At 72.6% G+C, this 18246-nt stretch carries 16 protein-coding genes and 1 riboswitch; of the genes, 8 read left to right on the top strand and 8 right to left on the bottom strand.

Going from position 1 to position 18246, the window contains the following annotated elements; genetic code table 11:
* The first annotated feature begins 45 nt into the window (after positions 1 to 45).
* Positions 46 to 1761 carry an MFS transporter gene (locus ACIP89_RS27325; protein ID WP_401925100.1) on the top strand — a complete coding sequence of 572 codons (1716 nt, stop codon included), beginning with the start codon at positions 46 to 48 and terminating at the stop codon, positions 1759 to 1761.
* 41 nt (positions 1762 to 1802) lie between these two features.
* Here ACIP89_RS27325 and ACIP89_RS27320 read toward each other — a convergent pair whose 3' ends face one another.
* The 3 genes from ACIP89_RS27320 to ACIP89_RS27310 form a co-directional block, all read right to left on the bottom strand.
* Positions 1803 to 3200, bottom strand: coding sequence for a purine-cytosine permease family protein (locus ACIP89_RS27320; protein ID WP_402117264.1), 1398 nt, complete (start codon positions 3198 to 3200; stop codon positions 1803 to 1805).
* Positions 3191 to 3285: riboswitch (TPP riboswitch) on the bottom strand. It overlaps the preceding gene by 10 nt.
* Positions 3286 to 3341: 56 nt before the next feature.
* Entirely contained in the window at positions 3342 to 4307 is a 966-nt protein-coding gene (locus ACIP89_RS27315; RefSeq protein ID WP_402117263.1) for a formylglycine-generating enzyme family protein, read from the bottom strand.
* Positions 4304 to 5527 (bottom strand): ROK family protein, encoded by a 1224-nt coding sequence (locus ACIP89_RS27310; protein WP_401927846.1) that lies wholly within the window; start codon positions 5525 to 5527, stop codon positions 4304 to 4306. Before ACIP89_RS27310 ends, ACIP89_RS27315 begins: the two co-directional genes overlap by 4 nt.
* A 204-nt stretch (positions 5528 to 5731) precedes the next feature.
* Between ACIP89_RS27310 and ACIP89_RS27305 the strand changes: the two genes are divergently transcribed.
* The 5 genes from ACIP89_RS27305 to ACIP89_RS27285 are packed head-to-tail and all read left to right on the top strand — an operon-like array spanning position 5732 to position 12169.
* Entirely contained in the window at positions 5732 to 7219 is a 1488-nt protein-coding gene (locus tag ACIP89_RS27305) for a sulfatase-like hydrolase/transferase (RefSeq protein ID WP_402117262.1), read from the top strand.
* Positions 7216 to 8073: an ABC transporter permease gene (locus tag ACIP89_RS27300; RefSeq protein ID WP_402117261.1), complete on the top strand. Its 858-nt coding sequence runs from the start codon at positions 7216 to 7218 to the stop codon at positions 8071 to 8073. Before ACIP89_RS27305 ends, ACIP89_RS27300 begins: the two co-directional genes overlap by 4 nt.
* Positions 8074 to 8076: 3 nt before the next feature.
* Positions 8077 to 8859 (top strand): ABC transporter ATP-binding protein, encoded by a 783-nt coding sequence (locus tag ACIP89_RS27295; RefSeq protein ID WP_402117260.1) that lies wholly within the window; start codon positions 8077 to 8079, stop codon positions 8857 to 8859.
* Complete coding sequence (locus ACIP89_RS27290; RefSeq protein WP_402117258.1) at positions 8856 to 9887, top strand: aliphatic sulfonate ABC transporter substrate-binding protein; 1032 nt, start codon at positions 8856 to 8858, stop codon at positions 9885 to 9887. The genes ACIP89_RS27295 and ACIP89_RS27290 overlap by 4 nt, the downstream gene beginning before the upstream one ends.
* Positions 9884 to 12169 carry a DUF4838 domain-containing protein gene (locus ACIP89_RS27285; RefSeq protein ID WP_402117256.1) on the top strand — a complete coding sequence of 762 codons (2286 nt, stop codon included), beginning with the start codon at positions 9884 to 9886 and terminating at the stop codon, positions 12167 to 12169. The genes ACIP89_RS27290 and ACIP89_RS27285 overlap by 4 nt, the downstream gene beginning before the upstream one ends.
* 105 nt (positions 12170 to 12274) lie before the next feature.
* Here ACIP89_RS27285 and ACIP89_RS27280 read toward each other — a convergent pair whose 3' ends face one another.
* The 5 genes from ACIP89_RS27280 to ACIP89_RS27260 form a co-directional block, all read right to left on the bottom strand.
* The gene (locus ACIP89_RS27280; RefSeq protein WP_401925095.1) at positions 12275 to 12769 is read right to left on the bottom strand and encodes an FBP domain-containing protein; all 495 of its coding nucleotides are present in this window, start codon (positions 12767 to 12769) and stop codon (positions 12275 to 12277) included.
* Between the two features lie 50 nt (positions 12770 to 12819).
* Positions 12820 to 13326, bottom strand: coding sequence for an NUDIX hydrolase (locus tag ACIP89_RS27275; protein ID WP_401925092.1), 507 nt, complete (start codon positions 13324 to 13326; stop codon positions 12820 to 12822).
* Positions 13327 to 13404: 78 nt separating this feature from the next.
* Positions 13405 to 14304, bottom strand: coding sequence for a hypothetical protein (locus tag ACIP89_RS27270; RefSeq protein ID WP_402117254.1), 900 nt, complete (start codon positions 14302 to 14304; stop codon positions 13405 to 13407).
* Complete coding sequence (locus ACIP89_RS27265; protein ID WP_401927861.1) at positions 14301 to 15314, bottom strand: SPFH domain-containing protein; 1014 nt, start codon at positions 15312 to 15314, stop codon at positions 14301 to 14303. Before ACIP89_RS27265 ends, ACIP89_RS27270 begins: the two co-directional genes overlap by 4 nt.
* A 215-nt stretch (positions 15315 to 15529) precedes the next feature.
* On the bottom strand, positions 15530 to 16159 hold the full coding sequence (locus tag ACIP89_RS27260; protein ID WP_402117252.1) for a TetR/AcrR family transcriptional regulator: 630 nt from the start codon (positions 16157 to 16159) through the stop codon (positions 15530 to 15532).
* A 165-nt stretch (positions 16160 to 16324) separates the two neighbouring features.
* On the opposite strand from ACIP89_RS27260, the gene ACIP89_RS27255 reads away from it, so the two are divergent.
* Complete coding sequence (locus ACIP89_RS27255; protein ID WP_402117250.1) at positions 16325 to 17170, top strand: phosphatase PAP2 family protein; 846 nt, start codon at positions 16325 to 16327, stop codon at positions 17168 to 17170.
* Positions 17167 to 18123 (top strand): hypothetical protein, encoded by a 957-nt coding sequence (locus tag ACIP89_RS27250; protein WP_402117248.1) that lies wholly within the window; start codon positions 17167 to 17169, stop codon positions 18121 to 18123. Before ACIP89_RS27255 ends, ACIP89_RS27250 begins: the two co-directional genes overlap by 4 nt.
* Positions 18124 to 18246: the final 123 nt, after the last annotated feature.

Here is an 18246-nt window from a genome sequence, read left to right as displayed (position 1 = left end):
GCTCCCGTAGGCGGCCGAGGTACCTCCGACGGGCGGGATGGTCCGATGCAGAGCACAGCCGTACGCCTCGGCGGCGCCGAGGACCCACTGGGTCCGGGCTACAAGTGGATCGCGCTGTCGAACACCACGCTGGGTGTGCTGATCGCGACGATCAACCTGTCGATCATCCTCATCGCGCTGCCGGACATCTTCCGCGGCATCGGGGTGGACCCCCTTCAGCCGGGCAACACGAGCCTGCTGCTCTGGCTCATCATGAGCTACATGGTCGTCACCGCGGTCCTGGTGGTGAGCTTCGGGCGGCTGGGTGACATGTACGGCCGGGTCCGGATGTACAACCTGGGGTTCGCGGTCTTCACGCTCTTCTCCGTACTGCTCTCGGTGACCTGGACGCACGGCACCGCCGGCGCCCTGTGGCTGATCGGGATGCGGGTGCTCCAGGGCGTGGGCGGAGCGATGCTGATGGCGAACTCGAACGCCATCCTCACCGACGCCTTCCCGCCCCGGCAGCGGGGCCTCGCCCTCGGGCTCAACCAGGTCGCGGCCATCGCGGGCTCGTTCATGGGACTCGTGCTCGGCGGGCTGCTCGGTCCCTTCGACTGGCACCTGGTGTTCCTGGTCTCCGTCCCGATCGGGCTGTTCGGCACGGTCTGGGCCTACCTGAAGCTGCACGACACCGGAGTCCGCACCCCGGCCCGGATCGACCGATGGGGCAACCTGACCTTCGCGGCCGGCCTGATCGCCGTACTCTCCGGCATCACGTACGGCATCCAGCCCTACGGCGGCGACACCATGGGATGGACCAACCCGTGGGTGATCACCGCGATCGCCGGCGGACTGGCCGTGCTGGGGCTCTTCTGCCTGATCGAGACCCGGGCCGCCCAGCCGATGTTCCATCTGGCGCTGTTCCGCATCCGGGCCTTCACGGCGGGGAACGTGGCCAGTCTCCTGGCGTCCCTCGGGCGCGGCGGACTGATGTTCATCCTGATCATCTGGCTCCAGGGGATCTGGCTGCCCCGGCACGGCTACGGCTTCGAGCAGACCCCGTTGTGGGCCGGTATCTACATGCTGCCCCTGACGATCGGGTTCCTGATCGCCGGCCCGTTCTCCGGGTGGGCCTCCGACCGCTACGGCGCCCGGCTCTTCACCACCGGCGGCATGCTCCTGGCGGCCGCCACCTTCGTGGCGCTCAAGGAACTGCCGGTCGACTTCGACTACTGGCTCTTCGCCCTGATCCTGCTCGTCAACGGGCTGGCCATGGGGCTCTTCGCCTCGCCCAACCGGGCGGCGATCATGAACAGTCTGCCGCCGGACCAGCGCGGAGTGGGCGCGGGAATCAGCACCACCTTCCAGAACTCGGCCACGGTGCTGTCGATCGGCATCTTCTTCTCGCTGATGATCGCCGGGCTGGCGAGCTCGCTGCCCCACACGCTGGCCCACGGACTCACCGAGCAGGGAGTGCCGTCCGCGGACGCGGCGCGCGTCGCGTCGCTGCCGCCGGTCGGCGTGCTCTTCGCGGCGCTCCTGGGATACAACCCGGTACGCAGCCTGCTCGGCCCGGAGACCCTGGCACAGCTGCCCACCAGTCACGCCGACTACCTCACCGGGCGGGCCTTCTTCCCGACGCTGATCTCCGGACCGTTCGAGCAGGGCCTCTCCGTGGCCTTCGACTTCGCCATCGCGGCGTGCCTGGTGGCCGCGGTCGTCTCGCTGCTCCGCGGCGGCCGCTACATCCACGGCGAGACGGAGACCGCGAAGGCGTGACGTCCGCCGCGCCCCACCGTCCGCCGCGCCCGCCGGGACCGTCAGCGGCGGCGCAGCCGCAGCGGGGCGTACACCGCGAGGGCCGCCAGGAACGCCACCCCGTAGGCGAGGTCCGCCCCGTGCAGCGCCCGCGCCACCGGGCCCACGTACAGGCCGGTGCTCATGAACGGCACCGCCGTGGCGAAGGCGGCGGCGAACGCGGTGAGCGCGGGCCACCACGGCTGGGGGCGGGAGGTCTCGGCGGCCAGGTCGACGGGGGAACCGCCGCGCGCCCTCGCCCGGACGATCCAGTCGACGGCCACGATCGCGACGAACCCGGGGATCCAGTAGCCGACGAGCAGCAGCACGTTCTGGAAGCGGGCGGTGGTGTCGGCCGCGTGCATCCACAGGACGAGGGGGAAGCCGAGGACGGCGGCGAGCGCGGCGGCGACGGGGCGCGGCAGGCGGACGCCCATGGTCTGCAGCGCCAGTGAGCCGCTGTAGTCGTTCATGGCGTTGCTGCACAGCGCGGCGAGTGCCACGGCGAGCAGCCCGAACGCCCCGAGCGCGCCCCCGCCCAGCAGGGTGTCGATGCCGTGCGCGGTCTGGTCGGTGAAGACGGACGCGCCCCACAGGCCGAGCGTCTGGACCGCCACGAACGAGACGCTGATGCCGAGCAGCGTGCACCAGAACATCCGGGGCCGTGACGTGGTGCGCGGCAGGTAGCGGCTGAAGTCGCTGGCGTACGGCGCCCAGGACAGCGCCAGGCTCAGGGCGACGGTGCACGTCAGGACGGACGCGCCCGCCCGGTCCGCGCCGTGCGCGGTGCCGGTCGCGGCGGGGTGTACCCCGTCCAGGAGCTTGGTGGCGAGCACCGCGAAGGCGGCGGCGAGGACGAAGGTCATCACGGTCTGGAGCCGGTGGATCACCTCGTACCCCAGGACGCCGAGCGCGCCCTGGGCCGCCATCATGGCCAGCACTCCCAGCCAGAAGGGCCAGCCGCACAGCTGGGCCAGCGCCTCCCCGCCGAACAGCCCGATCAGCGCGTCCCAGGCGATGGACGACAGCCACTGGAGCGTGCCCGGCAGCACCACGCCGCGACCGAACGCCAGCCGGGCGAGGGGGAGTTGTCCGGCGCCTGTCTGACTGCCCCAGGTGCCCAGGTACGCGGTGGGCACGGCGCCGACGAGCGTGCCGAGCACGACGGCGGTGAGCGCCGTGGCGAAGTCCAGGCCGAGCGCGATGCCGACGGTGCCGGTGAACACCCCGGTCATGGTCAGGTTGGGGGCGAACCAGACGGTGAACAGCCGGCCGGGCCCGCCGTAGCGGCGGTCCTCGGGGACGGGGGCTATCCCGTGCGCCTCGACGCGCAGATCACCCGGGGCGGTGGGCATCCGCCCGTCGAACGCGGGCCGCGGAGCCGTGGCCGCGCGCTCGTCCTGGGCATACGGCAATGACATGAAGACATCCCTCCGCCAGTGCTAACTGGTTCAGGTTCGACGGGTGTGTTCTCAGCCCCTGTGCGGGGCACCCCGTGTCCGGTGCGGCGGCCAGGATAGCCGGGTGTGCGCGGAGCGCGACGAGGGGGGTGAAGGCGGCGGTCAGACCGTGAGCGCGCAGCGGAAGCCGCCGTGGCCGGTCGTGCTGTCGGGGGTGTTGGAGGTGCGGGCGGCGACCCGGTAGCGGTTGCAGTAGGAGCGGTGGCACAGGTGCGAGCCGCCGCGCAGCACCCGGTTCTCGCCGTGCGGCGGCCCGGTGGGGTCGGTCCGGGTCGCGGGGCGCTCCGCGCTGTGCCAGTCCGCGCTGAACCGGTCGGCGCACCACTCCCAGACGTTGCCCGAGGTGTTGTACAGGCCGAAGCCGTTGGGGGCGTAGGCCTTGACGGGTGCCGTGCCCGCGTAGCCGTCCTCGCGGGTGTCGCGTACCGGGAAGTCGCCCTGCCAGATGTTGCAGCGGTGCCGGCCGTTCGGGGTCAGCTCGTCGCCCCAGGGGAACCGCGCCCGGACGAGGCCGCCCCGGGCGGCCTTCTCCCATTCGGCCTCGGTGGGCAGCCGCTTGCCGGCCCACCGGGCGTAGGCCGTCGCGTCGTTCCACGACATGTGGACCACCGGGTGGTCCCGGCGGTCACCGACCGAGGTGCCCGGCCCCTCGGGCGCCCGCCAGTGGGCTCCGGTCACCGCCCGCCACCAGGGGGCGCCGGGCACGGTGCCCGGCAGTACGGCATGCCGGGCCTGCTGTGGGATGAAGGAGCCGAACACGTAGGACCAGCCGATGAGTTCGGCCTCGGTGCGATAGCCGGTGGCCTTGACGAAGACCGCGAACCGGGCATTGCTGACGCAGGCCGCGTCGATGTGGAACGGCCCGGTCGTGACCTCCCGCACCGGTCCCTCGCCGTCGTCCGGGAACGCGTCCTCGTCCTCGCCGCCCATCAGGAACGGCCCGCCCGGTACGGCGACCATGCCGCGCAGGAGGTCGGCCCGGCCGCGCACGGGGACGGCGAAGTCCGCCGGGGGAGCGGCGGGCGCCGTGGGGCTGTTCTCGCGGGCGGGTCCGCAGCAGGCGCTCACCGCGCGGTCCCGCTGTCGGGCGTGCCGGGCGCCGGCCGGTCGAGCAGCTCCTCCAGGTCCTGGCCGGTGGTGCGCAGCAGCAGTGCCACCCCGCCGAGCGCGGCGGCCTCCCCGCCGAGGGTGGAGCCGCGCACTTCGATGGTGCGGGGGGCGGACGGCAGCGAGAGTGCGGCCAGTTGTTGCCGGATGGGGGTGAGGACGAGGCCGTCCAGGGCGGCCGGCTCGCCGTAGACGACGATGCACTCGGGGTCCACCTGTGCGGCGAGGGCGGCGAGCACCCGGCCCGCGACGAGGGCCGCGGTCCGCACGACGTCCGCGGCGTCCGGCTGGCCCTGCGCGGCGAGCGCGACGAGCTCGGCGGCGTCGCGTGCGGTGACCCCGCGATCGGCGCAGGCGGCGAGCAGCGCGGGGACGGAGATGAGCCCCTCCAGGCAGCCCCGGCCACCGCAGTGGCAGGGCTTTCCCTCGGGGTCGCAGCTGGTGTGGCCGATCTCGCCGGCCGCGCCATGGGCGCCGTGCACCAGCGAGCCGTTGACGACGAGTCCGCCACCGACCCCCTCCGACCAGCGCAGATAGACAGCGTTGTCGAAGCCCCGGGCGGCGCCCCAGGTCACTTCGGCGAGTGCGGCGAGCCGGGAGTTGTTGTCCGTGAGCACGGGGGCGTCGAAGTGCCGGCCCAGTTCTGCGGCGACCTGCCCGGCGAACGGTGTCATCGTGCGGGGGTCGCCGGAGGCCGGGTTCTGCACGAAGCCGGGGAGGCCGAGGCCGATGCCCTCGACCGGGGCGAGGCTGATGTTCTCGCGCCGCACCAGCTCCTCGACGCCGCGGATCGCCTGCGCGGCGCGTTCGGCGGCGCCGCTGTCCGCGGGTACGGGGGCGCTGTACCGGCCGACGATCTCATGGGCGCAGTTCGCCACGACGACGTGGACGCGCTGGCGCTGGAGGTCGATGCCGATCAGCTCCGCCCCGCGGGAGTTGAGCGAGATCTCCAGGGCCGGCCGGCCGCGGCCGCGCGGCTGCCCCTGGTCGGGCGCCGGCTGTTCCACGACGGCCTTGCGTTCCAGCAGATCGGACACGATCGCGAACAGGGTGGTACGGGAGAGCCCGACCCGCTCCTTCAGCTCGCCGCGGCTCAGCGCGCCCGACCTGCGCAGTTCACCGAGTACGGCGGCTTCATTGGCCCTGCGCAGGCGCTGCAGGGCATCGGTGCGTTCCGTCATGGACGCATGGTCGATCGGGGCGGGGCTTTCTGTCAACGCGCCGGACGAATTCACACAATGTTTATTCCCGAGGGTTGACGTAAAAAAGTCGGCGTCCCTACAGTTCCGGTCAGCCGACTGCACCGGCACCTGCCGGAGCACCGCCGGACCGGCACCGGCCGGTTCCCGGCAGCACACCGAGCGACCACCGAAAGGGCGGCCCGAGTGGCTCCGCGCAACGTCCTGTTCCTGATGACCGACCAGCACCGGACCGACACCCTGGGCTGTTACGGCAACCCACTCGTCGACACCCCGGCCCTCGACGCCCTGGCGGCCGCGGGAACCCGTTTCGACCGCTTCTACACCCCGACCGCGATCTGCACCCCGGCCCGCGCCTCGCTGGCCACCGGCCTCCACCCCTTCCGCCACGGGATGCTGAACAACCCCGAGCGCAACGGCGGGAGCAAGGACGAGCTCTCCGACGAAGACCCCACGCTGTGGGGCCAGTTGACGGACCTTGGCTACTCGGTGGGCCACGTCGGCAAGTGGCACATCGGCCGCGAGCGGGGCCCCGAGTCCTACGGCCTGGACGGCGAGCACCTGCCCGGCGCCCTCAACCCCGTCCACCACCCCTCGTACGAGAAGTGGCTGGAGGACAACGGATTCCCGCCCTTCGCGGTACGCGAACCCGTCTTCGGGACCGCCGCCAACGGCACCGGGCGCGGACACCTCATCGCGGGCCGGCTCCAGCAGCCCGCGGAGGCCACCATGGAGGCCTTCCTCACCGACCGCGCACTCGGCCTGCTGGACCGCTACGCCGGCGAATGGAAGTCGAGCGGCAAGCCGTTCATGCTGTCCTGCCACTGGTACGGCCCGCATCTGCCGTACCTGATCCCCGACAGCTACTACGACCTCTACGACCCCGACGACGTCCCGCTCCCCGCCTCGATGGCCGAGACCTTCGCCGGGAAGCCCGAGGTGCAGCGCCAGTACAGCGCGTACTGGTCCTCGGACGGATTCGACGCCGCCGCCTGGCGCAAGCTGATCGCCGTCTACTGGGGCTACGTCACGATGATCGACCACCAGGCCGGCCGGCTCATCGAGGCGCTCAAGGAACACGGCCTGTGGGACGACACGGCGGTCTTCTTCACCGCCGACCACGGTGAGTTCACCGGCGCCCACCGGCTCAACGACAAGGGCCCGGCGATGTACGAGGACATCTACAGGATCCCCGGCATCGCCCGGATTCCCGGCGCCCCGGCCCAGGTCCGCGACGACTTCGCCAGCCTGATCGACCTCAACCCGACCATTCTCGAACTGGCCGGAGCACCTGTGCCGGACCAGTGCGACGGCACCAGCCTGCTGCCGCTCCTGCACGGGGCCGACGCGGGGGAGACCCGCGACGAGATCGTCGCCGAATTCCACGGCCACCACTTCCCCTACTCGCAGCGCATGCTCCGCGACCGGCGCCACAAGCTGGTCCACAACCCGGAGAGCGTGCACGAGCTCTACGACCTGGAGACCGACCCGCACGAACTCCACAACGTGTACGACGCGCCCGCCTACGCGCGGGTCCGGCGCGACCTCACCGTGCGGCTCTACCGCGAGCTGCTGCGCCGCGGCGACCCCGCGTACTCCTGGATGAGCTACATGGCCGACATCGGCGGCGACCGGGCGGCGGACGTCGACGGCGTCGCGGAGGAAGTGGCATGAAGACCCCGGCCGAGGCCCCCGTGGAAGACCGGGGAGAGCGCGCGGCCCCTGAAGGCGCGAAGAGCTCCAAGCGCGCGGGGAGCGCCGTGAAGAGGCCGCGCGGCACCGGCCGCCCCGCCAGCGTGCTGCTCGCCCTCGCCTCCGCCGCGCTCGGCCTGCTCGCCTGGACCGCCCTCGCGAACAGCGGTATCGACGGCTTCCCCGGACCGGTCGTGGTGGCCCGCCGCGCGGGCCGACTCATCGCGGACGGGACCCTGTTCACCGACGCGGGCGCCAGCCTCAAGCGCGTCCTCATCGGCTACGTGCTCGGTGTCGTCCTCGCGGTCCCGGTCGGCTTCCTGATGGGCTGGTACCCGGTCGTCCGCGGGCTGATCGAGCCCTGGCTGCAGTTCTTCCGGATGGTCCCGCCGCTCGCGATCATCCCGCTCGCCATCGTCCTCATGGGCATCGACGAGACCCCGAAGATCTTCGTGATCTTCCTGGCCTCGTTCCTGTCGTCCGTCGTCTCCACCTTCCAGGGCGTCGTCGCCGTCGACGTCACCCTCGTCAACGCCGCCCGGGTGCTCGGCGCCCGTGACCCGCAGGTCTTCATCGGCGTCGTCGTGCCCGCCTCCACCCCGTTCATCCTGGTCGGCATGCGGATCGGGCTCGGCGCCTCCTGGGCGACCGTCGTCGCGGCCGAACTCATCGCGGCCCAGGGCGGACTGGGCTTCCGGATGCAGCAGGCCCAGCTCTACTACGACCTGCCGACCATCTTCGTCCAGCTCATCGCGATCGGCGCGATCGGCCTCGCCATGGACCGGCTGCTGCTCCTCGCCGAGCGCCGGCTCACCCACTGGCAGGAACGGCGGTAAACCATGCCCACCATCAACTTCCGTGACGTGAGCCGCGACTTCGCGGTCAAGGACGGCGGCTTCCTGGCGCTCGACCGGGTCTGCCTCGACATCGAGGACGGGGAGTTCGTCACCGTCGTCGGCCCCTCAGGCTGCGGCAAGAGCACCCTGATGAACATCGCCGCCGGACTCCTCGACGCGACCGGCGGCGAGGTCACCGTCGACGGCGTCCCGGTCCGAGGTCCGGCCCCGGAGCGGGGCGTCATCTTCCAGCAGTACGCGCTCTTCCCCTGGATGACCGTCACGGCCAACGTCGAGTACGGGCTCAAGGTCGCGGGCGTCGGGAAGGCGGATCGCCGGCGCCGGGCCCGCGAGGTCATCGAACTCGTCGGCCTCACCGACTTCGCGGACTCGCTGCCCAAGACCCTCTCCGGCGGCATGAAACAGCGCTGCGCCATCGCCCGCGCCTACGCGGTCGACCCGAAGGTCCTCCTGATGGACGAGCCCTTCGGCGCCCTCGACTCCCTCACCCGGGTGCGGATGCAGGAGTCGCTCCTGGAGACCTGGGGCCGTGACCGGCGCACCGTCATGTTCATCACCCACGACGTGGACGAGGCGGTCTTCCTCGCCAACCGCGTCGTCGTGATGGCGGCCCGCCCCGGCCGCGTCCACACCGTCATCCCCGTCACGCTGCCCTACCCCCGTACCGAGGAACAGCGGCTGTCCCCCGAGTTCGCCGCGCTGCGTGCCCAGGTGTGGCACGCCGTCCACCATCAGCCCGCCCCGCTCGAAGGAATCGCGTCATGAAGTCGATCCGTGCCGTCGGCCGCCGTACGGCCGGCCTGCTCCTCGCCCTGGCACTCGTGTCCGTCGCCACCGGCTGCGGGGGCGACTCCTCCCCGGACGGCGCGGACGGCGGACCGCGGAAGGTGAGGTTCGGCTACATCGCCGACTACAGCGGTTCGGTCGCGCTCGCCGTCGCCCAGAAGCGGGGACTGTGGAAGAAGGCGGGCATCACCCCGGAGCTGAAGGTCTTCACCAACGGACCGCTCCAGGTCCAGGCACTCGGCTCCGGCGACCTGGACTTCGGCTATCTCGGCCCCGGCGCACTGTGGCTGCCCGCCTCGGGCCGCGCGTCCATCGTCTCCGTCAACATGCTGGGCCTGGCCGACCGGGTCATCGCCCGGCCCGGGTCCGGGATCGAGAAGCCCGCCGACCTCAAGGGCAAGAAGGTGGCCGTCGCGGAAGGCACGTCCGGCGACATGATCCTCGACCTGGCGCTGAGCGAGGCCGGTCTGAAGCAGGACGACGTCAAGAAGGTCGTCATGGACGCCTCGACCGTCGTCACGGCGTTCTCCTCCGGCCAGGTCGACGCGGCGGCCACCTGGTACCCGCTGATCGACACGATGAGGAAGAAGGTCCCCGGCCTCAAGGAGATCAGCCGCACCCAGGACTACTACCCGAAGCTGACCTTCCCGAATGTCTTCGTGACCCAGCCGAAGCTGGCCTCCGGGAACCCGGAACTCGTCAAGAAGGTGACCGGGGTGCTGAAGGAGGCCGGCGACTGGACCGCCGCGCACCCCGAGGAGTCGGAGACCGTCACCGCCGACTTCCTGAAGCTGCCGGCCGGGCAGCTCAAGGGCTCCACCCAGTACGTGAAGATCCTTCCCTCCGCCGAGCTGACGAAGCTCAGCAAGGACGGCACGGTCGACGGCTGGTTCGACGAACTCGCCGCGGTGTTCGGCCGGATGGGGAAGCTGCCCGAGCCGGGCAAGGCCGAGGACTACTACCTCGGTGACCTGTACGCCGAAGCCGGAAAGGCGGACCGTTCATGAACGACTCCACACACTCCGACGGCAGCACCGCGTCCGGCGCCATGAGGCGCCGCGGATTTCTCGCGGGGGCGGCCGGCCTGGCCGGTGCGGCCCTGCTGCCCGCGGCCGCCGCCGGTCCGGCCGCGGCGGACACCGGGGCGAGCGGCGCGGCGTCCGGCGATCCGCTCCGGGTGGTCTCCGGCGGCCGGGCACGGGCCACCGTGCTCTGGTGGGGCGCGGGCAGCGCCGAGTTCGCCGCCACCGAACTGCGCGACTACCTCCGGAGGATCACCGGGGTGCGGCTGCCCCTGTGCGCCGCCCCGGACCCCGGCTCCTCCGTGCCCGAGGGCGTCACCGGCCTGGTGGCACTGCGCGCGGGAACCGGCGGCGCGGGCCCGGTCGCCGCCGGGCGGCTGGCGGACGCCGGACGGGAGCTCGACGGTGCGCCGGAGGACTCCTTCACCCTGCTCGGCGACGACACCCTCCTCCTGCTGACCGGGCGCGGCGACCGCGCTCCGCTGTACGCCGTGTACGCCCTCCTGGAGCGCACCGGCGTGCGCTTCTTCGCGCCGGGCTTCCCCGCGTACGAGGGCCACCACGAGCGGATACCGGATACCCGTCTCCTCGAACTCCCGGCGGTGCGCCTCACCGAGCGGCCGGGCTCCGACCTGCGGCGCCAGTACGCGGAGGAGGGGTTCAGCCACACCGCGGCGAGCCTGCCCCCGCTGCTCGACTGGATGGCCAAGAACCGGCTGAACACCTTCGTCTACCCGACCGACTACCTGGGCCTCGGCGTCACCACCTACGACGGGGTGCGCGATGTCCTGGTCCGTGAGGCCGCCAAGCGCTCCATCCGCGTCGAGACCGGCGGCCACGGCTACGACAGTTTCCTGCCCAGGGCCGACTACCCGCAGTTCTACGAGTCGGGCGGGCCGGTCTTCGACATCTACAACCCCGAGGCCCTGGACGCGTACGTGGCCGAGGTCGTCGCCTTCCTGCGGGAACGCCCCGAGATCACGCTCTTCGACTGCTGGCCACCGGACGTCGGCGCGTTCCAGAAGCCCGTCCTCGACCGGTACGGCACCGCGTCCAACGCGGAGTCGGTGGTGGTCAACGAACTCGCCCGGGTCCTGCGCGAGGAGCTGCCCGGCGTCCGGGTCGAACGGATCGCGTACGCGTCCACCGTCCAGCCGCCCGGCCCGCAGTACCCCTGCGACCCCGAGGTGGTGGTGGACTTCGCCCCGTACGGCCGGAACTACGACGGTCACCTGGGCGATCCCGCGGTGGGCGCCAACACCGGCCTGGCGAACGCGCTGCGGGCCTGGCGCTCCACCCACCGGGGCCCGCTCGCCATGTACGAGTACTACCGGCGATACCGCTGGCGCAGCCTTCCGGTGCACCCGCTCACCACCATCGCTGGCGACGCCGTCTTCGAGTCGGGGCTCGGTCTCAACGGCATCGGGATGTACAGCGAGCCGGCCGACTGGATCACCTACGAGCCCGTCCAGAGTCTGGTCGCCGCGCTGGCCTGGGACAGCTCACTGGACGCGGCCGGCTACCTGGACGGCTACCTGGAGGCCCGCTTCGGCGCGGCCGCGGCCACCGCGACGGGCCGTTACTACCAGCTGACCGCCCTGGACCCCGACACCCACGGGCCCGGCGTGCTCACCACCAACTACGGGCAGGCGCGGGCCGCCCTCCAGGAGGCGGCCGGCCGCACGAGGGACCCCGCGCCGCGCACCCTGCTCGACCGGCTGACCCGCAACCTCGACATCGCGCTGGCCGACATGAGGATCGGACTGGCACCGGCCGGCAGCGCCGAACTGGACGCCGCCCGCCGGGAGTACCGGGCGCTCGTGCACCGCAACCGGTTCAACGGCGTCTGCCTGCCCAACATGCAGGCGTGGGGCCGCTGGAACGGTCCGGACGGGCAGTCGCCGTACGACGACGCCCGCATCCGCCAGGACGTCGTCGACACCTACGCGAGCCCCGCCGCCGGGTTCGGCGATCCGGGGTTCCTGGTGCTGAGCCGGGGCGGTGACCCGGTGCCGCTCGACGTGGAGGCGCAGGACGTCGACTTCGCGGGCCACACCGTCCACTGGACGGCCACCGCCCCCGACGGCGTCACCCTGGAGCCGCCGGGCGGCACGCTGAGGGTGCGCGGCACCCGGGGCGCCACCGCGCGGGTCGCCGTACGGGCCGCCGCGGACGCGGCGGCCGGCGCGCACCGGATCACGCTGGAGTTCCGGCTGGCCGACGGGACCCGGCTGGTCCCCTCCCCGGTGGAGGCCGAAATCCGCTGACCGGCGAGACGAGGCAAGGCCCGGCGAGGTCCGGCACGGCCCGTCCCGGCATCCGGAAGCCGGGACGGGCCTCGCCGTCCGTCCGCCGGTGCACCGCGTCCCGGTTCAGCTGAAGAGCTTGGCCACGAACGCGGAGAGGTTGGCCGAGGTGCGGGCGATCTGCTCCTCCACCGTCAGCGACTCCTTGAACCGGGCGCCCGAGGGCACGGCCTTCTTGCCCCGGACGTAGAGCGAACAGGCCAGGTCGGTGCACATGTACAGGCCGACCGAATTGCCCTCGCGCCCCGCCTGTCCGGTCTTGCGGGCGGTCATCAGGGAGACCCCGCTGCCGGGGTGCGTGGTCAGGCAGAGCGAGCACATGCTCCGGTGCAGGAAGCCGCGCTGCTGTGAGGGGAAGCGGAGGGTGATGCCGGCCGGCCGGCCGTCGTACTCGGTGACGATGTAGCTGCGCCCGGGGGCGGACAGGTCACGCCAGCCGAGGAAGTCCAGATCCTCCCACGGCAGCTCCTCGAAATCGCGGGGGAGCGGCAGACGCTTGGCTTCCCCCTTGGAGCAGTTGACGAACGATGTGCGGATGTCCTGCTCGGTCACGGCCTTCATGACATCGACGCTAACTCTGCCTACGACCCCTAGGCAAATGATTAAATGACTTAGGGGTTCACCTGTGCACCCTCGGGCAGGACGCTCAGCCGGTGGGCGGGCGGGTGCTCGATGCCGAGATCGGGGCGCCAGGCCGCGAGGATCTGCGCAGAGGGGTCGAACAGCGGCGTCGGCAGGGCCTCTGGCCGGGTCCACTGCCAGGCGCTGATCAGATGGGGTTCGGTCACCCGCGGGGTGCCCGACTCCACCGTGACCAGGGCGGCCATCGTCACCCGGTTGATGCCGCCGGCCACGTCGTGCAGCATCGCGAAGACGCCCATGGAGTGCTCGGGGACCTCCAGGCCGGTCTCCTCGCGCAGCTCCCGCACCGCCGCCGCCGCGATGGACTCGTGCGTCGGATCGACCTTCCCGCCGGGCAGCTCCCAGCTGCCGCTGTGGTGCCGGCCGAGCAGGATGCGGCCCTGGGGATCACGCACGATCACGCCCACCCCCAGTGCGGCCTGTGCCTGTGGCGGCCGGGAGTTGCGGTCGGGGATCCGCGCCGCTTCGCTGTCCATGCTGCTCCTCCAGCTGATCGGCGGCCGGTCACCGCCAGAGGCGTCGAGCCTAAGGGCGGGCGACGGGGGCGCGGGCGCTCACCCGGCCAGCCGCAGCGAAGTCGGCGCGATGCCGAGCCGCACCGTCTGCCCCCAAGTCAGCTCCAGCGCGTCCGCCTCCATGCCGTCACCGAAGACCACCACCCGGTCGGACTCCACGGTCAGCCGCAGCCCCTGCCCGTGCCCCAGCTCGCCCGAGACCAGCGAGGTGCCGGTGACGGGCGACGGCCAGGCCTCCCGGACGAACCAGAGCAGCCGGGGGTCGGTGGGCGCCGGCAGCGTGAGCCGGCTGTGGCGTTCCTGCCACAGGGAGCGCAGCCAGCCGGTGGCGCCGGTGCCGGTGCCGACCAGTACGCCGGAGGACGCCTGCGGTTCCGCGGGGGAGTCCGTCGTGTCGGGGTCGATCCGGTAGCGAGCCGTCTGGTGCCCCGGCGGACCGAGATAGATCTCGTTGAGCGCCAGCAGCCGCTGGGTGTCGTCGGCCACCGCCTCGACCATCGTCAGCTCGTCCGCCCTGCCGCCCGGCGCCACGGCCGCCCGCAGCAGCGCCGCCGCGTCGGCGGGCCGGTGGCGGACCAGGATCCCGGGATTGCGTCCGGGATCGGTGTCGATGCCGACGACCGGCTGTCCGGAGAGGTACTTGGCGGCGTTGGCGACCAGCCCGTCCTGGCCGACCACGACCACCACGTCCTCGGGCGCGAACAGGAACCGGTCCAGATCCTGGCGCTCCACCCGGGACTGCCGCCACTGCAACGGAACGGCCGCCGCCACCTCGCTGAGCGCCTGCCGGGTCCGCTCGTGCCGCCGGGCGACCTCCTCGATGGACCGGCCCCGGCTCGTCAGGAAGAACGCCGCCTGACCGTGGGTGCCGTGCCGGGCGAGCAACTCCTCGTACTCGGTGGTGCGATGGACCAGCACCGCTCTCGGCGCCAGGCTCATGCCCGGCTCTCGGGGGCGGGCCGGCCGAGCTTGGTGAGCAGGCCGGTGAGGACGTCGGGCGAGAGGGTGAGGCTGTCGATGCGCGGCAGGTTCTCCGCGAGCCGGGTGGCGGCCAGCGCGTGCAGGGTCGCGGCCTCCACCTCTCCGTGCACCCGCAGCCAGGCCGCCTGGGACTCGGCACGGGCCGCCCCGACCTCACGCGCCGACTCCGCCTCCGCGCGGGCGAGGCGCACCTTGCGCGCCGCCTCGGCCTCCGCGCGCACACCGTCGGCCGCGGCGTTCTCCTCCGCCTCGCGCCGGGTGTTGGTGCCGCGCTGCTCGACCAGCTGCTCCTCGCGGCGGGCCAGCTCGATCTGGCTGGCCAGCTCGTTCTCCGCGATGGTCCGCTCGCGCTCGACGGCCACGGCGCGCCGTTCGTACGTGGCGCGGTCGGCCTCCTGCTGGATCTGCTCGCGGGCGGGGGTGCGCAGGGCCCGCTCCACCTCGGCCTCCGGCCGGATGGCGACGACGCGCACGGCCACCACCTCGATCCCGGTGGCCGGCAGCCGGGGCTCGTCGGCCAGCCCTGCGGCGACGCGTTCGCGTACGGCGGCGACGCCGTCGACCAGCGCGCCGGCCAGCGGGGTGCGGGCCAGTACGTCCAGCGTGTGCTGCTGGGCCGTCTCGGTGAGCAGCGTCGCGATCTGCTCCAGCGGTGCGCCGCGCCAGACGCCGGAGTCCGGGTCGACGGAGAAGTCCAGGCGCGCGGCGGCCTCGGCCGGATCGCTGATCCGGTACGTCACGGTGGCCTGCACGGTGACGTCCTGGAAGTCGGCGGTGCGCGCGTGGAAGGCCATGGCCAGCTCGCGGTCGTTGACCGGCACCTCGGAGAGCGCGGCGCTGAGCGACCGGTACCAGAAGCTCAGCCCCGCCCCGTCGTGGGCGAGGACGCCGCGCTTGTGGTGGCGGATGTGGGCCGTGGGCGCGGAGCGCAGATGGCGCCAGCCGAAGCGCCTGGTGATGTCGGCCATGGTGGGACCCCCTTGTTTTCGTCATGGAGACGATAACGGGCGTCACGTCATATCGTCAAGAGGACGAGAAGGGATGGCGGTGCGGGCGGGTACGAAAGCGGGCGGCCGGTGACCTCCGAAGAGGTCACCGGCCGCCCGGACAGTGCGCCGCCCCCGTCCCCACGGTGCGGCGCGGGCGGGCCGTCGTCATCCGCTGGGACGGCGGCCCACGTCTTTCAGGACCCGGACGCGGGAGCGCCCAGGCCGAGTGCGGGAAGGACGGCGCCCTCCACGAAGCGGACCAGGAAGTCCTCGTCCGCGCAGGGCCCCTCCAGCAGGGGCTGGGCGCGCATCACGCCCAGCAGCTGTGCGGAGACGAACTCCACGGCGGGGTTGTCCGCCGCCACCTCTCCGCGTTCCACGCCGCGCCTGACCATGGCGTCGAGCGCCGCCAGCTCCGGCAGGACCAGCGACTCGCGCAGTGCGCACAGCAGTTCGGGGCTCTGGAGCGCGGCGTGGCTCAGCGCCAGCATCAGGGGGGTGTCGCGGCCCGAACCCTCACCGATGGCCTTCGCCGCCTCGCGCAGGTCTCCCGCCAGGGTGCCCGTGTCGATCCTCGGCAGCAGTCCGCGCCGGGTGCCGTGCAGGGCGGCGACGACCAGCTCCGGTTTGGAGCCCCACTGCCGGTAGAGCGTGGACTTGCCGCAGCGGGACCGGGAGGCGACGCCCTCCATGGTGAGTGACTCGTAGCCACTTTCCCTGAGCATGTCGAGGACGGCCGTGTAGAGCTCCTGGGCCCGCTCCGGCGTGATCTTCGAGCGGCGCGGCGCGGGCGCCGTCTCCTGCCCGGTTTCCTGCGACGACATGCGCGTTCCCTCTCTGCGACTCTGCGACGAGGTCCATCGATACGCCAGTGTACCGATACGTGAGTGTTCCGATACGCCCGCGTATCGGTACACTGGCGTATCGATACGGCATGGGCTGATCCATGCCGCCGTACCACCGCTTCGTCAGCAAAGGGGCACCGGGTGATGTTCGCCGGCAGCAGGCCCGCAGATCAGGAGCCGGACAGCGCTGCCCGACCGCCCCTCGTCCGCGAGCTTCTTCTCGTCGCGGGGCTCTTCGCGATCTACAAGTTCGGCCGCCAGGCCGCCAACGGTCACGTCGATGAGGCGTTCCGCAACGCCGGACACGTCTGGGACTTCGAGCGCGCCGTGCACCTGCCCGGCGAGGGAACAGTGCAGGGGCTGCTGCTCCACAACGAGACGCTGGTCCACCTGGCGAACACCTACTACGCCACCGTGCACTTCCCGGCCACCCTGCTCTTCCTCGGCTGGCTGTACTGGCGCCGCCCCCGCCACTACGTCTGGTCGCGGCGCGTCCTCGCCGCCCTCACCGGCGCCGCACTCGCCCTGCACCTGCTCTTCCCGCTCGCCCCGCCCCGGCTCCTGGCCGCCACCGGCCTCGTCGACACCGGGCAGGTGTACGGGCCGACGGTCTACGGGGGGACGCCCGCCACCGACTCGATGGCGAACCAGTTCGCCGCGATGCCCTCACTGCACTTCGGCTGGGCGGTCATGGTCGGTGTCGGCCTCGTCGTCGCGACCCGCTCCCGGTGGCGCTGGCTGTGGCTGCTGCACCCGGCGATCACCCTGTTCGTCATAGTCGGCACCGCCAACCACTACTGGCTCGACTCGATCGTGGTGGCCGCCCTGCTCTCGGTGGCCCTCGCGGCCCTGCGCCTGCCGCGCACGGAACCGGTCGGGCACATCCCCTGGCCGGCCGCCGCGGCCGGCCCCTACGCCGTCCCCGCTGCTCTCCCCGCACAGTCCGGCGACCGCTCCCCGTCCTACGCCGCGTCCGGAGCCGGACGATGAACGCCACCCTGATCGCCGTCGCGCTGTCCCTGGTCTCCGCTGCCGCGTACGCGTCGGCCGCGGTCGCCCAGGCACGGCTCGCCGGGCGAACCGCCGCCGGGACCGGGACGCTCCGGCTGCTCGGGCGCGGGGCGTGGTGGTCGGCCGTCGGGCTGAACGCGGGCGGCGCACTGCTGCACGTGGCCGCGCTGAAGTACGGCCCGCTCACCCTGGTCCAGCCGCTCGGCGCCCTCACCCTGGTCGCCGCCGTCCCGCTGGGCGCCCGCGCGGCCGGACGCCGCGTCTCCACGACCGAGTGGCGCGGCACCCTGCTCACCCTGCTCGGCCTCGGGGCCCTGCTGACGACCGCGGGCGGCTCCGCCCCGCACCAGACCCTCAGCCTGGTCGAGGCGCTGGCCGTGGGCGCCGCAACCATGGCGGTCGTGGCGGGCCTCAGCCGTCCGGGTACCCGCCCGGGGCTGCGGCACGCGGCGGCCTCCGGCATCACCTCCGGGGTCGCCTCCGCGCTCACCCAGACGCTCACGGTCGCCGTCACCGACCACACCACGGGCCCGCTGTTCAGCTGGCGCCTGGTGGTCGTCGCGCTGCTCGTCTCGGCGTTCGCGATGGGCGGGCTGCTGCTCTCCCAGACGGCCTACCGGGGCGGCCTCGGCGCACCGCTCGCCGTGGTCACCCTGGCCAACCCCGTCGCCGCGGCGGCCATCGGCCTCGCGCTGCTGGGGGAGCACCTCCAGGGCGGGACGATCAGCCTGATCGCCGCGCTGCTGGGCTCGGCCGCCGCGGCACGCGGAGTGTTCCTGCTGAGCCGCGCACAGGCCGGGCCGGTGCCCGTCGCCGCGGCCGTGCCGGACGTCCCCGTACCGTCGCGGGTGGTCATCAGGAGCCCGCGCACGCTCCGCCCGGAGCACGGACAGCACGGACACCTCCGCAGGATCAGGGCCGGCCGGTCCTGAACCGTACGGTGAAGGTCCCGCCAGGCCCTAGGCCGTGTCCGTAAAGTCGGCGGCTCGTTACTCCGTTCGTGGTGCGTCGACATGAACTGACGGATGAGTCGTGGGCGTTGATCGCTCCGTTGC

The organism is Streptomyces sp. NPDC088730 (assembly GCF_044751215.1).
Taxonomy (GTDB): domain Bacteria; phylum Actinomycetota; class Actinomycetes; order Streptomycetales; family Streptomycetaceae; genus Streptomyces.
This window is presented reverse-complemented; position numbering and strand designations above follow the sequence as displayed.

Excerpts from the sequence above, each read along its gene's own strand:
- ACIP89_RS27265 (WP_401927861.1), bottom strand. The coding sequence starts at position 15,314 with ATGGCCGACATCACCAGGCGCTTCGGCTGGCGCCATCTGCGCTCCGCG.
- ACIP89_RS27290 (WP_402117258.1), top strand. The coding sequence starts at position 8,856 with ATGAAGTCGATCCGTGCCGTCGGCCGCCGTACGGCCGGCCTGCTCCTC.
- ACIP89_RS27320 (WP_402117264.1), bottom strand. The coding sequence starts at position 3,200 with ATGTCATTGCCGTATGCCCAGGACGAGCGCGCGGCCACGGCTCCGCGG.
- ACIP89_RS27275 (WP_401925092.1), bottom strand. The coding sequence starts at position 13,326 with ATGGACAGCGAAGCGGCGCGGATCCCCGACCGCAACTCCCGGCCGCCA.
- ACIP89_RS27255 (WP_402117250.1), top strand. The coding sequence starts at position 16,325 with ATGTTCGCCGGCAGCAGGCCCGCAGATCAGGAGCCGGACAGCGCTGCC.
- ACIP89_RS27325 (WP_401925100.1), top strand. The coding sequence starts at position 46 with ATGCAGAGCACAGCCGTACGCCTCGGCGGCGCCGAGGACCCACTGGGT.
- ACIP89_RS27295 (WP_402117260.1), top strand. The coding sequence starts at position 8,077 with ATGCCCACCATCAACTTCCGTGACGTGAGCCGCGACTTCGCGGTCAAG.
- ACIP89_RS27285 (WP_402117256.1), top strand. The coding sequence starts at position 9,884 with ATGAACGACTCCACACACTCCGACGGCAGCACCGCGTCCGGCGCCATG.
- ACIP89_RS27270 (WP_402117254.1), bottom strand. The coding sequence starts at position 14,304 with ATGAGCCTGGCGCCGAGAGCGGTGCTGGTCCATCGCACCACCGAGTAC.
- ACIP89_RS27260 (WP_402117252.1), bottom strand. The coding sequence starts at position 16,159 with ATGTCGTCGCAGGAAACCGGGCAGGAGACGGCGCCCGCGCCGCGCCGC.
- ACIP89_RS27280 (WP_401925095.1), bottom strand. The coding sequence starts at position 12,769 with ATGAAGGCCGTGACCGAGCAGGACATCCGCACATCGTTCGTCAACTGC.
- ACIP89_RS27300 (WP_402117261.1), top strand. The coding sequence starts at position 7,216 with ATGAAGACCCCGGCCGAGGCCCCCGTGGAAGACCGGGGAGAGCGCGCG.
- ACIP89_RS27250 (WP_402117248.1), top strand. The coding sequence starts at position 17,167 with ATGAACGCCACCCTGATCGCCGTCGCGCTGTCCCTGGTCTCCGCTGCC.
- ACIP89_RS27310 (WP_401927846.1), bottom strand. The coding sequence starts at position 5,527 with ATGACGGAACGCACCGATGCCCTGCAGCGCCTGCGCAGGGCCAATGAA.